Consider the following 14,005-nt stretch of genomic DNA (forward strand, 5'->3'; position numbering starts at 1 on the left):
GTGGAGTTGCCTATGGACCAGTTAGAACAGATTGTAAGCCTGATCGCCTTAACGATGGGTGTTGGCTGGGCCAGTGGTATTAACCTTTACGCAACCGTATTGATGCTGGGTGTGTTGTCCAATATGGGGCATGTCTCCTTGCCCGAAGAGCTCATGGTGGTGACAGATCCATTGGTCCTGATGGCCGCCGGGTTTATGTATTGCGTTGAGTTTTTCGCGGACAAAATTCCTGGAGTTGATACCGGATGGGATGGGTTGCACACCTTTATTCGTATCCCCGCCGGGGCGGCATTGGCTGCTGCAGCGGTGGGTGATGTGACGCCCGCTGTTGAAGTGGCAGCGGCGTTGGTTGGTGGCAGTTTGGCTGCTGCAACTCATGCGACCAAAGCAGGCAGCCGGGTATTGATCAATACTTCCCCCGAACCTGTTTCAAATTGGACAGCGTCTTTTACTGAGGACCTGATTGTTCTTGGTGGTCTCTGGACTGCGTTGAATTCTCCGATGTACTTCCTGATCGCGCTGGCCGTCTTTATTGTCTTGATGATTTGGCTGTTACCTAAATTATGGCGTGGCGTTAAGAGCGTATTCGGCTGGATAGCGCGCTTGTTCGGTGCTGGGCCGGCCAATCCGTCGGCCGGAAAAATAACACACAAAGGTGATGTCAGGCCCAGCGTTCCAGATTCGGACCACTGACTAAGAGATGTAGCATATCAGTGCGGGTTACAACCCCAATCGCGGAGCCGTCAGCTGCCACCACAGGGATGGAGTTGATGTTATATTCCACCATGATCTGGGCCGCTTGGCGTACCTGTGTATCGGGAGAGGCGGCAACAACTTTCTTACTGTAGATAGTATCTATAGAGCTGGGTGATTGTTTACCTACGCGTAGCAGGTCGCGTTCAGACAACATGCCTAATAGCTGATTTTCTTCGTTTACTACCACGAGGTGTCGGATGTTAAGGTCATCCATTTTTCGAGATGCCGCAAATATGGTGGCCCCCGGAGTAATGACATGAATAGGCGAGCTCATAATGTGTGAGATCGACAGGGCGCGCCGGTCGGGAAGACCAATCGCTTTTTCTTCAGTTTCAACGTACGCCTGAGTTGCTGGGGTTGCCGGAGGCAGTCCTTTTTTCTTGGTCTCAGGTTGCAGATAGCGAATGAATTTATCACCGTCAGTGTGAAATTTGTCTTCGTTATCTGCGCCTCGATGAGAAGCTCTTGGTTCTGTCAATCTATTAACGCCTGTCGGTGGGAATTCCGACTTTTTGGGCGTCTGTATTCGATAACCGTGATCGTAAATAACCAGTGCCATACGCAGTGCTCCAGCCGCTACTAAGCTTTATATCGACTTTCTGATCAAATTCTTAACAATAAAACGCGCAGGGTTAACTGCATCCAGTAGCGACTTTTCAATCGGAAAAGGCTCTCCGAGGATGCTTGCTGCAACGACTTCTCCACAGATTGGACCCGTTATAAGCCCTTTTGATCCGTGACCTATATTGAGATACAAGCCCTTCAGATGTTGTGGGGGAGTATCTGTGAATTTCCATTTTCTATCTGTTCGAAGCTTAGCGTAATCGTTTTTATATGCCTCATAGTCGGGTGCGGGTCCGGCGATAGGTAGATAATCTCCCGTGCTACAACGGTAAGCTGCACGACCTTCTAACGAATCCTCTGTAATCGATGCGGCCAATTCAGGTAAAACTGCGCGCAACTTGTACAGATTATCACGATGGTCATCCTGGCGTATATCAAGACTAAGGTTGTGGAGGTCAAAAGTGGCACCAAAACAGTATTGTCCGTTTAGTGCGGGTGAAATATAACCGTCTCCACAAACGACTGTCCGTAATGCCGGTCCTGTTTGGTTTGTCAGTGACGTTTGTCCCCGGATAGGCTTAATCGGGAGATGGTTGAGCTGCGGTAGTTTTTTGGCCTCAGCCGCCGTACAAATAACAAGTTGAGAACATGATAGTTGTTCGTCTCCCGATAATTGGACACGCCAGTTTCCCTCTGCTGACTGTTCGAGTGAAGACACTTCCTTATTGAGATGCAGGTTTATCCGAGGATGCTGGATCAGTGTGTTGCAGAACAAACGGGGATTTACCCAGCCTCCGTAAGGCATGAATATGCCCGGAGCGGTGACCTGACTTCCGGCCAGCGCTGTGGCTTCTTGTGAATCAACCGCCCGCACAATGTTTTCACCGAAGGAGGTGTGCTGCATCATACTTTGTTGGCGCTTTAACTCTTTGTCATTGGTCGCCAGCTGCAGTAGCCCGCAGTCAGACCAGATCTGTTGTTCCGGATCAAGTTGCTGAAGTTTTGTCCGGCTGTATAGCAATCCGCTGAGATGAAGTTGCCCCTGAGTATTGTGACTCACCGGTAATTTTGCGTAGAGCGCGCCTTGTTGGTTTCCAGAGCCTTCCTGCGCTATTTCTGCGTTGCGTTCAACCAGTTCAACCGTCACACCGCGTTGCGCCAGTGCGTAGGCAGTCGCGCATCCAGCGACACCGGCGCCGATTACAACAACATGTGACGGCCTTGATGCAGGGTAGGGCTGGTCAAACCAGGGCGCGGTGCTTGATGATACGTGTCTTGGTGTTGTACAGCGCGCGCGTACCATTTCGCGCTTAAGCCCAAAACCTACAACCTTTTTTATACTAAATCCTTCACTTTCAAGTCCGCGTCTGACCGCCCCGGCTGAAGTGAATGTGGAGAGTGTCGTATCCGCCTTACTCAGTCGGCCAACTTGCTGAAGCAGCTCTTCACTCCACATGTCAGGATTTTTAGAGGGGGAAAAGCCGTCGAGAAACCAAGCGTCTACAGGGGCTGTTAGTTGACGATATGCTTCGGTTGCGTCCATTAGCATCAGAGTGAGTTGTATTCGTCCGTCGTCAAAACTGATGCGATGGAATCCTTCTATGGGTTCCGGGTAGGCCTCAACCAATAGATCAGTTCCTTGTTGAAGCTCCGGCCAGTGCGTTAATGCCTGAGCCAAATCTGTCTGGCTGATCGGGTATTTTTCGACGCTAATATAATGAAGTGTTGCCGTGTCGGGTGCTGTTTTAAGCCAGAGATCGCGTGTTGCCAGGAAATTCAGGCCAGCGCCAAAGCCTGTTTCTGCGATCGTGAATAGATCCGAATCCAGTTGTGAGAATCGTTCAGCCAGAGCGTTCCCCTCAAGAAAAACATATCGGCTTTCATCAAGACCGTCCTGATCGTTGAAGTAAAAGTCGTCAAACTCAGTGGAGACTGGGGTGTCTTCTTTCCAGATAACGTTTGCATGTTGAATTGAGGAACTTTGGGGCATCTTGTCGCTCTGTGTAATCAGGAATCCGTGATGACAAGCATAAGGTCATCACTGTTGTACGTGCTATTATACGGCGCTTAGAGGTCAAAAACGAAAAGGGTTATGCATGATCAGCCAAAATGAAGTTAAGTTATGTGTGCTGGGTTTGGGCTACGTTGGCTTGCCTCTCGCTGTAGAGTTTGGCGGGCACATGAATACGGTTGGTTATGATATTAATGCTGACCGTGTGGCTGAGTTGCAGGCGGGTTGTGATTCAACTTTGGAAGTTGAAGCAGAAGAGCTAAAGCGCGCGCATAAGCTGACGTTTTCAGATCAGCTGGCGGCTGTCGCCGATTGTAATGTTTATATTGTCACTGTCCCCACGCCTGTCGATGCACATAAACAACCGGATCTCTCTCCATTGCAGAAATCCAGTTTTGCGATTGGCAGTGTATTGAGCAAAGGGGACATTGTTATTTACGAATCAACGGTCTACCCAGGGGCAACTGAGGAAGTGTGCATTCCTCAACTGGAAGAGGCCTCCGGTCTGCGTTTTAACATCGATTTCTTCGTTGGATACAGCCCTGAACGGATTAACCCTGGCGATAAGACACATCGATTGCCGAGTATCGTCAAAGTGACATCAGGCTCGACCCCGGATGTTGCGGACTTTGTAGATGATCTGTATCAAACGATTATTACCGCAGGTACGCATAAGGCCAGCAGTATTATGGTCGCTGAAGCGTCTAAGGTTATCGAGAATACACAGCGGGACCTGAATATCGCGCTGGTGAATGAGTTGGCGATTATCTTCGATAAGGTCGGGATTGATACATTGGAAGTATTAGAGGCCGCGGGGACCAAGTGGAACTTCTTACCCTTCCGTCCGGGGTTAGTCGGAGGGCATTGTATTGGTGTAGATCCGTACTATCTGACGCATAAGGCTCAGTCATTGGGTTATTTCCCCGATGTTATTCTGGCCGGTCGTCGTATTAACGATGGCATGGGGCAATATGTTGTATCTTCCATTGTTAAGAAGATGATTGATCGATCTTTACCTATTGCGGGCGCCAGAGCGCTGGTCTTGGGCCTAAGTTTCAAAGAGAACTGCCCGGACATTCGCAATACCCGCGTTGTGGATATTGTTGAGGAACTTCGCGGATACCACATTGATGTGGATGTACATGACCCTTGGGTATCATCAGAGGAAGCAGAGCAGGAGTTTGGTTTGCAGCTGGTTGCTGAGCCACAAGAGGGCCATTATGACGTGATTATACTGGCGGTTGCTCACAATCAATTTCAAGAGAAAGCGGTTGGGCTGCGTGCTTACGGAAAAGCGCAGCATGTTTTGTATGATGTGAAGGCGGTTCTGCCAAGAGATCAGGTAGACGGACGTTTGTAGTTTTTACCCATAAAAAAGGCCGTGTTGATCACGGCCTTTTTTATGTCTGTGGCATTGCCTAAAATGCTTTGCGTCCTATACCGTGGTAATGGAATCCGTAATCTTTCATTTCGCCAGGATCATAAACGTTACGTCCATCCAGCAGCAAAGGGCGGCGCATACTGCTAACGATTCTATCGAAGTCGCGCATACCGTATTCAGGCCACTCGGTAATTAATAGCAAGGCATCAGCGCCATCTGCGGCTTGTTCAGGTGTACTACACAACACCAGGTTGTCCGCGTTTTTATAGTGTTCCGCCAAGTTTTGCAGCGCAAGTGGGTCATGTACCCGGACTTCTACACCCTGTGCCATGCAGGCATCAATAGTGGCAAGGCTGGGTGCATTATGAATATCAGCAGTGCCTGACTTGTATGATGCGCCCCAAATAGCAACCTTGCAGCCCTTCAAATTACCTTGGAAGTGTCGCCACAGTTTTCTGAACAAGGTTTCTTTCTGTCGCTCGTTGATATCGATAACGGTGCGTAACAGAGAAGAACGGCGTTTTTCTTTCAGGAAGTCGGAAAACAAGAGCAGGTGATCCGAGAATTTCTCGCCACCAAAGCCACAGCCTGGATTCAGGAAGTGTTTACCAATACGAGTGTCCCCCGCGATAGTGTCGCGCACGGTTTCAATATCGATGCCCATACTGTCGGCTAGGTTTGCCAGCTCATTGATATAGCTGAGGCGCATCGCCAACATCCCGTTCAGAGCCAATGTCGCAAACTCTGCTTCTTGGGGCGTCATGATACGAATGCGTTGGTTTGGCCCCATAAGTACGCGCGACATGGCAGTGATTTTGCTGATAGCCCACTGGGAGTCACTACCTATCACCAACTGGTCAGGATGAATAAAGGATTCCAGTGCGCGCCCCCCGCGCAGAGAGTCAGGGACATAAACCACAGTCCTGTGCTCATCATTACCCAATACGGCATTCAAGCGTGATGTTGAGCCTATGCCAAAGATACTTTGGTTGATAAACAGCAGGGGGCCTTCATGACGGGAGGCTACATCGGCTACGATCTTTGCGGCTTCCTCGTATTCCTGGGACTCTAAGGTCAGCCAGTGAATATCCGCATCTGCGGGAGGATGGAGAGGATCATAACTACGTAATCGGCCAGAATCGAATTGGCTTTGTAACAGACCACGCAATCCCGGTTCTGTAACGGAAATTCGGCGACTATCCAGATCATGGGAAGAGATTGGCAAGTATACTGCGTTGCCGGTGCGAGCAAGCACACCCGCCGCACCCATTGCAGACATGTTGTTGCCATAAATAATAACTTTCATAGCTTACTTGTCCTGCAGATTAAGAATTTCATTTATCAATGTCAGTGTTGACGGGTCCATTTTTTGCTCTGTGAGAGAGTTGTTTCCGTGCAAGACCGATAATGTTTCACTTGCCATGACTTTACCCAGCTCTACACCCCATTGATCAAACGGATTGATATTCCAGATAACGGATTGTGCAAAAACTTTGTGTTCATACAATGCAATCAGCTGCCCCAGCGCGAATGGCGTCAGCTCATCCAGTAAGATTGTAGTACTCGGCTGATTACCGTGATATCGCTTGTAGAACGGTACATCATCGGTTGCACTGAGGGCATGATCGCCAAAGGCTAAGACGCGAGACTGAGCGAAGCAATTGGATAGCGCCAAGATATGTTGTCTGCGCAGGATTTCACTGCCTTTTTGCTCTTCTATGTCATTGTAACGACGTGCAGGAGCAATAAAATCACACATCACCTTTTCGGTGCCTTGATGAAGCAACTGATAAAAAGCGTGTTGTGCATTAGGCCCAATTTCACCCCAGATAATAGGGCAGGTAGCATAGTCCACACTTTTAAGATCAAGGGTGGTGTTTTTGCCGTTACTTTCCATCTCCAGCTGTTCCAGATAGGCTGGAAATCTGGCAAGGCGACCATCATAAGGCAAAACTGCATGGGCATGGATATCGAGAAAGTTGATATTCCATATGCCAATCAAAGCCATCAGAACCGGAATGTTTTGCTCCAGCGGGGTTGAACGAAAATGTTCATCCATGCAGTGTGCGCCGGAAAGCAATTCCCTGAATCGGGTAGAGCCAATCTGTAATGCGATCGGAAAACCGATACAGGACCACATGGAGTAGCGTCCACCGACCCAGTCCCAAAACAGAAGTTGGTTATCCTCGCTGATACCAAACGAGGTCATTTTTTCAGGATTTGCTGAGATGCCAATGAAATGGTTTTGCAGCACGAGATTTTCATCCACGTTGCTGCGATCCATAATCCAATCTTTGGCGGTCTCAGCGTTGGCCAATGTATCTAGGGTGGTAAATGATTTCGATGCAATGACAAACAGTGTTTCGGAAGCATCCAGCTTCTTCAGTAGAAGTGAAAGCTGGCTACCGTCCATAGATGAGACGAAAAACACCTCTAAAGGATGACTGGCGGGGCAAGGGTAGTCGCACAGTGCACGATTCGTCATCAAGGGGCCTAAATCTGAACCCCCTACGCCGATATGTACAACGTTACGAATCGGTCTTCCGCTGTAACCTCTTGCCTGTGCGCTGTGAAGACGCTCGACCAGGATTTCCATTTTCTTAAGCTGAGCATGCACATCGACCACGATGTCATGATCATCCAGCTCCAGTGTACGATAGTCTGGTAAACGTAATGCAGAGTGCAGAGCTGGTCTGTTCTCAAATGTATTGACACGCTGTCCGCTAAAAAGATCTTTAATCTTTTCTTCGAGGTTATTTGCGTGGGCCAGCTCGGTCAGTAGCCGCAAAGTTTCCGGAACAATCCTTTGTTTGGAAAAGTCGATAAAGAGGTCTTGATTGCGAAATGAGAAGCGCTTATCGCGAGTCTCGTCATTTTCGAACAAATCGTACAGATGACTTTCTTCTATCGACGTTGAGTGGGTTTTCAACTGCTGCCACTCAGCACTCTGTGTGAGATCCATAGGTTATACGCTTAACTGCTTAATCAGAGCATGGGTCTGCTCTTTGGTTTCAGGATGTTTCAGGGCGTAATTCAGAACGGCTTCTACGTAACCGGCTTTATTGCCACAGTCGAAGGTTTTGCCTGACATGCGATACACACTCATGGCTTGCTCTTTCAGCAATGTATCCATGGCATCGGTTAGCTGAATTTCGTCTCCTGCGCCGGGTTTGGTGTCTTTCAACAGGTCCATAATACGGGCTGGGAAAACGTAACGGCCAACAACCGCAAGGTTAGAGGGAGCGTCTTCGGTGTTAGGTTTTTCTACGAAACCAACCACTGCTGCACTGGTACCCGCTGCCGGAGCGGTGCTGCAGTCTGCAATACCGTACTTACTGATATCTTCATCAGCAACACGTTCAACCATCACCTGGGTGGCACTTTCGGTAGAGAAATTTTCGATCATCTGACTAAGATCGTGTGTTTCACCTTCTTCACAATCCACCAAAACATCAGGTAGAAGAACGGCAAAAGGCTCAGTACCTACTGCTGCTGCTGCACATAAAACCGCATGTCCTAAACCTTTGGCATCAGGTTGACGAATAGCCATGAGAGTTACATCAGAAGGCAGAATATCTTTGACCGATTCCAGAATGGCGGTTTTTCCCTTGCGCGCCAGCTCTGCTTCAATTTCGTAATGCTTGTCGAAATGATTTTCAATGGCTTCTTTGCCGCTACGGGTAATCAGAATAATTTCTTTGATACCTGCGCGGACCGCTTCTTCTACCACCAATTGAATTGCCGGTTTATCAACAACAGGCAGCATCTCTTTTGGAATTGCTTTGCTGGCTGGTAGTACACGAGTGCCTAGTCCTGCGACTGGAATCACAGCTTTCCTGACCATTAAAAAATACTCCATTTGTAAGCGGTTCTAGCCATAGTATGCATTGTTTCAACCGCGTTAAAGAGGGTTTACGTAAAAAAAAAACAATCTTGATCTAGGTTACAGAAAACGCCATGTTTAAACGGTTGTTTAAGCCGCATAAACGTACCATGTTTCTAATAGCGGATTCTAGTGTGAGAATAATCAAAGGATATTACAGCATGGTTGATTCGGGCATAAGGCTACTATTGGTCGTGTTTTTCAACGCTGTGATGATGAGCGAATACTATGAGAAATAATAAGATTCATTGAAGAATTTTGATATTGACTGAATGCTGAAAGCTTAAGGGTTTTCTAAGCGAGATCATTAACCGCTATAATCACATACAAGATTAATCTGTATTAAGGCAGGTAAACGTTACATGAACATACTCGTTACTGGTGGTGCCGGTTACATTGGAAGTCACACTGTGGTGCAGCTGCTGGATGCAGGTCATCGGGTTACGGTGCTGGATAATCTATGTAACAGTAACCTAGAAGTATTTAACAGGGTTGAACGAATTTGTGGTCAACGCCCGGCATTTATTGAGGGTGATATCCGTGATTCTGAGTTGGTGGCTAAAACGCTTAAAGATGCTCAAGTTGATTCAGTGATTCATTTTGCTGGATTAAAGGCCGTCGGCGAATCGGTAGAGATGCCGATTGAGTATTATCAGAATAACGTACAAGGGTCGTTAACGTTATTTGATGAGATGCGAAAGGCGGGTTGTAAACGTTTGGTATTTAGTTCGTCTGCAACGGTCTACGGCAATCCTGAACAGGTGCCGATTACTGAGAGTATGCCGCTTTCGGCGACCAACCCTTACGGTCAGTCCAAGTTAATGATTGAAGAAATACTGCGAGATATAGCTGTATCAGATGATGAGTGGGAGATAGCGCTGCTGCGTTACTTTAACCCTGTAGGTGCTCATCCAAGCGGTCTTATAGGTGAAGATCCCTCCGGTATCCCTAATAACCTGATGCCTTATGTTGCCCAGGTTGCGGCAGGGCAACTGCGTCAGTTAAAAGTTTTTGGTTCTGATTACGATACCGCTGATGGTACGGGTGTGCGTGACTATATTCATGTGCAGGATCTGGCGGCCGGTCACCTAAAGGCGCTGGATGCACTGAACCCCGGGCATGGGTGTGCGGCCTACAACTTGGGAACGGGTAAGGGATATTCTGTTCTGGATGTGGTGAAGACCTTCGCAAAGATATCTGGAAGAGATATTCCTTATGAGATTGCACCACGCAGAACTGGGGATATTGCTACCTGTTTTGCGGATCCTGCATTCAGTGAAGAAAAACTTCAATGGCGCGCAGAATTTGGTATTGAAGAGATGATTCGTGATCACTGGAACTGGCAGAAAGAAAACCCGCGTGGGTTTAAGGATGTGGCCTGTTCGTTCAAATAAATAGTAAAAGTAATCTGGAATGTAAAAAGCCCCGGTTAAGGGGCTTTTTTATGTTGAAATGTATGTAACGAATTATTGATCGTCTGAGTTAACGCTCTCGCCACGACCAATGCCGTAGTATGCGATACCCTGCTCTTTCATTCGGATCGGATCATATAAGTTACGACCATCAAAGATCGCAGCAGAGGTGAGCGATTCCTTGATAACCTCAAAATCAGGTGCGTAGAACTCTTTCCATTCGGTGCAAATCGCCAGTGCGTCAGCACCTTGTAGCGCAGCTTCCTTGGTGCCTGCCAGTAGCAAGTCGTTTCGATTACCGTAAAGACGCTGTGCTTCGTTCATAGCTTCAGGATCAAATGCTTGCACTTTTGCTCCAGCTTCCCAGAGGGCTTCCATCAATACCCGGCTTGTTGCTTCACGCATATCATCTGTATTGGGTTTGAATGAGAGGCCCCATACAGCAATGGTTTTGCCTGTTAGATCGGCACCAAAGTGTTTCTGCAAATTGCTGAAGATTTTGGTTTTCTGGCTGTAGTTGATTGCTTCAACTGCTTCCAGAAGGCGAGGCTGATAGTCAACGCCGTGTGCGGTGCGTACCAGCGCCTGCACATCTTTCGGGAAGCATGAGCCACCGTAACCCGCACCTGGATAAATAAAGCTGTAGCCGATGCGAGAGTCCGAGCCAATACCTACGCGTACTTTTTCAATATCAGCGCCTAATTTCTCGGATAAGTTCGCCAGCTCATTCATAAAAGAGATTTTGGTTGCTAGCATGCAGTTTGCTGCATACTTGGTCAGCTCTGCTGAGCGAACATCCATAACGATCATGCGATTGCGACTACGGCTGAAAGGGTCGTAAAGCTCATGCATGACTTCTTCAACATCTGGGTTGTCTGTACCAATCACGATTCGATCAGGCTTCATGCAGTCTTCAATTGCAGAGCCTTCTTTCAGGAATTCTGGGTTGGAAACGACATCAAATGTTAAATCGGAACCGCGTTCATCAAGTGTTGTTTGTAGCTGGTGGCTCACTCGATCCGCTGTGCCGACAGGGACTGTTGATTTATCAACAACAATACGAGGTTCTTTCATATATGTAGCGATGGTCTTCGCTACGGCCAGAACATATTTAAGGTCGGCTGAACCGTCTTCATCGGGTGGTGTGCCTACAGCGATGAATTGCACTTTCCCGTGTTCTACTCCTTCTTGCGCATCCGTGGTGAAGAGTAGTCGACCTGCCGCATAGTTTTTCTCAACTAGAGGCGTTAGGCCAGGTTCGTAAATTGGAATTATTCCCTGTTTCAGATTGCTAATCTTGGCTTCATCAACGTCAACGCAGACTACTTCATGACCCAACTCCGCAAAGATGGTGGCCTGCACTAAGCCAACGTATCCAATACCAAAAACTGTAACTTTCATTCTATTTCCTTAACAACGACAAAGGTGTGAAGGCCATGCCTCTACAGACGCGAAACCATATTTAAATTCGACAGAGGATCAAAACTATATCGGTGCTCGCCCCAACGCAATGCATATATTCTACGGTTGTAGTCCAGCCTGCAAGTGAGAAAAGCCAAGATATTGATCTAGCGTATCACTTCAAATTACCAGCTGCATGTGTAAATTCTATGTCATGTTATACAGAGGAGAATTTAATAATCGAATGAAAACTCATTAAATTAACTTTCTGCATTAACTTGTAGTGGAGTTTTATCTTTATATTCGCACTGGTGTGGCTTGAATGAATGATGAATGGCAGATGGTATGGTTCGAAGAACGAAAAATATAAATAATATGGAGTGGATAGGATAAGAGTATAAAAAATACATTATATTGATGAATGCATGCTTTAAATGCATGAGAACAAGAAGCTTGCGTTCAGGGGCATGAGCTTAGATAAGCACTGATGGGGAAATAAATGACGTAACAGGAGTGGTGGGCCCAGCAGGACTTGAACCTGCGACCAACGGATTATGAGTCCGCTGCTCTAACCAACTGAGCTATAGGCCCGAAAAGCGAGGCCAATGATACCCTGATAGATATCATTGGCGCAATACGCTGAATTAAAAGGAAAATTATTCGTCGAGGAAGCTGCGAAGATGCTCGGAACGGCTTGGATGGCGTAGCTTACGAAGCGCTTTGGCTTCGATCTGACGAATACGCTCACGGGTAACATCAAACTGCTTACCAACTTCTTCCAGGGTATGGTCAGTGTTCATGTCTATGCCAAAGCGCATACGCAGTACTTTAGATTCACGAGCGGTCAAGCCAGAGAGTACTTCCTTGGTTGCTTCACGTAAGCCTTCTCCAGTCGCAGAATCAACTGGGGAATCAATGGTGACATCTTCAATGAAGTCACCCAGGCTGGAATCTTCATCGTCACCAATAGGGGTTTCCATGGAGATCGGCTCTTTAGCGATCTTAAGTACCTTGCGGATTTTATCCTCAGGCATATCCATACGCTCTGCCAGCTCTTCGGGTGTCGCTTCGCGTCCCATCTCCTGCAGCATTTGACGAGAGATACGGTTCAGTTTGTTGATCGTTTCGATCATGTGAACCGGAATACGAATTGTACGAGCCTGATCGGCGATCGAGCGGGTAATAGCCTGACGAATCCACCATGTTGCATAGGTGGAGAACTTGTAACCACGGCGATATTCGAACTTATCAACAGCCTTCATCAGGCCAATGTTGCCTTCCTGTATCAGATCCAGGAACTGCAGTCCGCGGTTGGTGTATTTTTTGGCAATAGAGATAACCAGACGTAAGTTCGCCTCAACCATCTCTTTCTTGGCCCGGCGAGCACGCGCTTCACCGATCGACATGCGACGGTTTACTTCTTTGATTTCGGATAAAGTCAGGCCGGTAGCATGTTCCATCTGAATCAGTTTCTTCTGAGCGCGTTTCAACTCGATCAGGTTGCGCTTAATCGCTTTGGAATAGTCGGCACCTTCAGCGATCAAAGAATCAAACCATTCGGTATTGATTTCATTGCCCGGGAAAGACGTGATGAAATCACGACGTGCCATACGGCAACGCTGTGTGCAGATACGCATTATGGTGCGTTCCTGTACACGGATACTGGTGATTGAGGAGCGAACACGTTCAACCAGGGTATCGTAGAAGCGAGGTGATAATTTGATTGGGGCGAAGGCAATGCCTACTTCGACCATCGCATCAGAGGCTTCTTTGGAATCGTGTCCTGAGGCTTCAACGGCATCAAAATATTTATTCAGATTGTCACGAATAAGCCCAAAGCGCTTAGCAGCTTCTTCAGGATCTGGACCTCGATCCTTCTCTTCTTCGTCATCATCATCGCTATCAGCTGCTGCGGCTTGAGCGGCACCTGGTACTGGAATAGCAACGCCATCATCTGCATCGATGTATCCGCTGAAGATATCACTCAGACGGCCGCCATCTTCCTGCAATGTGGAATCGTAGGCATCCAGTACGATATTGATTGAACCTGGGAAGGAGGCAAGGGAGGTCATGACCTCGCGGATGCCTTCTTCAATGCGTTTGGCGATATCGATTTCGCCTTCACGGGTAAGCAGTTCCACGGTACCCATTTCACGCATGTACATGCGCACAGGATCCGTAGTACGGCCCGCATCAGACTCTACTGCCGCGAGAGCCGCTACGGCTTCTTCGTCGGCTTCTTCCGCAGAATCACCTTCCGTCATCAGGAGCGTTTCTGCGTCCGGAGCTTCTTCTGACACGGATATGCCCATGTCATTGATCATGCGGATGATATCTTCAACCTGATCCGGATCGGCTATATCTTCCGGAAGATGGTCGTTGACTTCAGCGTAGGTAAGGTAACCTTGTTCTTTACCACGGGCGATCAATTCCTTGAGGCGCGACTGCTGCTGCTGAGAAGTATCGGACATGTGACCCTGACTAGATGACAGTGAATGATGAAAAAATTAGCAGGCAATTATAGCCATGAATGGGCGTTTTTTCTACAAAAAGAAGGTGCTAATAATTGATGCTGATGATTAAAAAATAGACCAGAT

Annotated in this window: 10 protein-coding genes and 1 tRNA gene; 3 read left to right on the forward strand and 8 right to left on the reverse strand. The window is 47.8% G+C overall.

Annotated elements, in window-relative coordinates; all coding sequences use genetic code 11:
- Positions 1 to 12: 12 nt before the first annotated feature.
- Complete coding sequence (locus IOQ59_RS04035) at positions 13 to 693, forward strand: DUF4126 domain-containing protein (RefSeq protein WP_193951979.1); 681 nt, start codon at positions 13 to 15, stop codon at positions 691 to 693.
- On the opposite strand, the gene IOQ59_RS04040 is transcribed toward IOQ59_RS04035, so the two are convergent.
- The gene (locus tag IOQ59_RS04040; RefSeq protein ID WP_193951980.1) at positions 662 to 1,315 is read right to left on the reverse strand and encodes a CBS domain-containing protein; all 654 of its coding nucleotides are present in this window, start codon (positions 1,313 to 1,315) and stop codon (positions 662 to 664) included. The genes IOQ59_RS04035 and IOQ59_RS04040 overlap by 32 nt on opposite strands.
- 27 nt (positions 1,316 to 1,342) lie before the next feature.
- Positions 1,343 to 3,310 carry a bifunctional tRNA (5-methylaminomethyl-2-thiouridine)(34)-methyltransferase MnmC2/FAD-dependent 5-carboxymethylaminomethyl-2-thiouridine(34) oxidoreductase MnmC1 gene (gene mnmC, locus IOQ59_RS04045; RefSeq protein ID WP_193951981.1) on the reverse strand — a complete coding sequence of 656 codons (1,968 nt, stop codon included), beginning with the start codon at positions 3,308 to 3,310 and terminating at the stop codon, positions 1,343 to 1,345.
- Positions 3,311 to 3,416: 106 nt separating this feature from the next.
- On the opposite strand from mnmC, the gene tviB reads away from it, so the two are divergent.
- On the forward strand, positions 3,417 to 4,691 hold the full coding sequence (gene tviB, locus IOQ59_RS04050; protein WP_193951982.1) for a Vi polysaccharide biosynthesis UDP-N-acetylglucosamine C-6 dehydrogenase TviB: 1,275 nt from the start codon (positions 3,417 to 3,419) through the stop codon (positions 4,689 to 4,691).
- Between the two features lie 58 nt (positions 4,692 to 4,749).
- Here tviB and IOQ59_RS04055 read toward each other — a convergent pair whose 3' ends face one another.
- From IOQ59_RS04055 to galU, 3 genes are read right to left on the reverse strand one after another with little or no spacing between them, the layout of a single operon-like run.
- Entirely contained in the window at positions 4,750 to 6,018 is a 1,269-nt protein-coding gene (locus IOQ59_RS04055; RefSeq protein WP_193951983.1) for a nucleotide sugar dehydrogenase, read from the reverse strand.
- Positions 6,019 to 6,021: 3 nt separating this feature from the next.
- On the reverse strand, positions 6,022 to 7,674 hold the full coding sequence (pgi, locus tag IOQ59_RS04060; RefSeq protein WP_193951984.1) for a glucose-6-phosphate isomerase: 1,653 nt from the start codon (positions 7,672 to 7,674) through the stop codon (positions 6,022 to 6,024).
- 3 nt (positions 7,675 to 7,677) lie between these two features.
- On the reverse strand, positions 7,678 to 8,556 hold the full coding sequence (gene galU / locus IOQ59_RS04065; protein WP_193951985.1) for a UTP--glucose-1-phosphate uridylyltransferase GalU: 879 nt from the start codon (positions 8,554 to 8,556) through the stop codon (positions 7,678 to 7,680).
- Positions 8,557 to 8,957: 401 nt separating this feature from the next.
- Here galU and galE point away from each other — a divergent pair, with 401 nt between their 5' ends.
- Positions 8,958 to 9,989 carry a UDP-glucose 4-epimerase GalE gene (gene galE / locus IOQ59_RS04070; RefSeq protein WP_193951986.1) on the forward strand — a complete coding sequence of 344 codons (1,032 nt, stop codon included), beginning with the start codon at positions 8,958 to 8,960 and terminating at the stop codon, positions 9,987 to 9,989.
- 72 nt (positions 9,990 to 10,061) lie between these two features.
- Here galE and IOQ59_RS04075 read toward each other — a convergent pair whose 3' ends face one another.
- From IOQ59_RS04075 to rpoD, 3 genes are all read right to left on the reverse strand, one after another.
- Positions 10,062 to 11,408: a UDP-glucose dehydrogenase family protein gene (locus tag IOQ59_RS04075; protein WP_193951987.1), complete on the reverse strand. Its 1,347-nt coding sequence runs from the start codon at positions 11,406 to 11,408 to the stop codon at positions 10,062 to 10,064.
- Between the two features lie 514 nt (positions 11,409 to 11,922).
- Positions 11,923 to 11,999, reverse strand: a tRNA-Ile gene (locus IOQ59_RS04080).
- Positions 12,000 to 12,064: 65 nt separating this feature from the next.
- The gene (gene rpoD, locus IOQ59_RS04085) at positions 12,065 to 13,879 is read right to left on the reverse strand and encodes an RNA polymerase sigma factor RpoD (RefSeq protein WP_193951988.1); all 1,815 of its coding nucleotides are present in this window, start codon (positions 13,877 to 13,879) and stop codon (positions 12,065 to 12,067) included.
- Positions 13,880 to 14,005 lie beyond the last annotated feature (126 nt).

The organism is Pontibacterium sinense, assembly GCF_015209595.1.
Classification (GTDB): domain Bacteria; phylum Pseudomonadota; class Gammaproteobacteria; order Pseudomonadales; family Balneatricaceae; genus Pontibacterium; species Pontibacterium sinense.

Bases quoted from the DNA above. Each gene is read 5' to 3' on its own strand.
- IOQ59_RS04035 (WP_193951979.1), top strand. From the start codon at position 13: ATGGACCAGTTAGAACAGATTGTAAGCCTGATCGCCTTAACGATGGGT.
- IOQ59_RS04040 (WP_193951980.1), bottom strand. From the start codon at position 1,315: ATGGCACTGGTTATTTACGATCACGGTTATCGAATACAGACGCCCAAA.
- mnmC (WP_193951981.1), bottom strand. From the start codon at position 3,310: ATGCCCCAAAGTTCCTCAATTCAACATGCAAACGTTATCTGGAAAGAA.
- tviB (WP_193951982.1), top strand. From the start codon at position 3,417: ATGATCAGCCAAAATGAAGTTAAGTTATGTGTGCTGGGTTTGGGCTAC.
- IOQ59_RS04055 (WP_193951983.1), bottom strand. From the start codon at position 6,018: ATGAAAGTTATTATTTATGGCAACAACATGTCTGCAATGGGTGCGGCG.
- pgi (WP_193951984.1), bottom strand. From the start codon at position 7,674: ATGGATCTCACACAGAGTGCTGAGTGGCAGCAGTTGAAAACCCACTCA.
- galU (WP_193951985.1), bottom strand. From the start codon at position 8,556: ATGGTCAGGAAAGCTGTGATTCCAGTCGCAGGACTAGGCACTCGTGTA.
- galE (WP_193951986.1), top strand. From the start codon at position 8,958: ATGAACATACTCGTTACTGGTGGTGCCGGTTACATTGGAAGTCACACT.
- IOQ59_RS04075 (WP_193951987.1), bottom strand. From the start codon at position 11,408: ATGAAAGTTACAGTTTTTGGTATTGGATACGTTGGCTTAGTGCAGGCC.
- rpoD (WP_193951988.1), bottom strand. From the start codon at position 13,879: ATGTCCGATACTTCTCAGCAGCAGCAGTCGCGCCTCAAGGAATTGATC.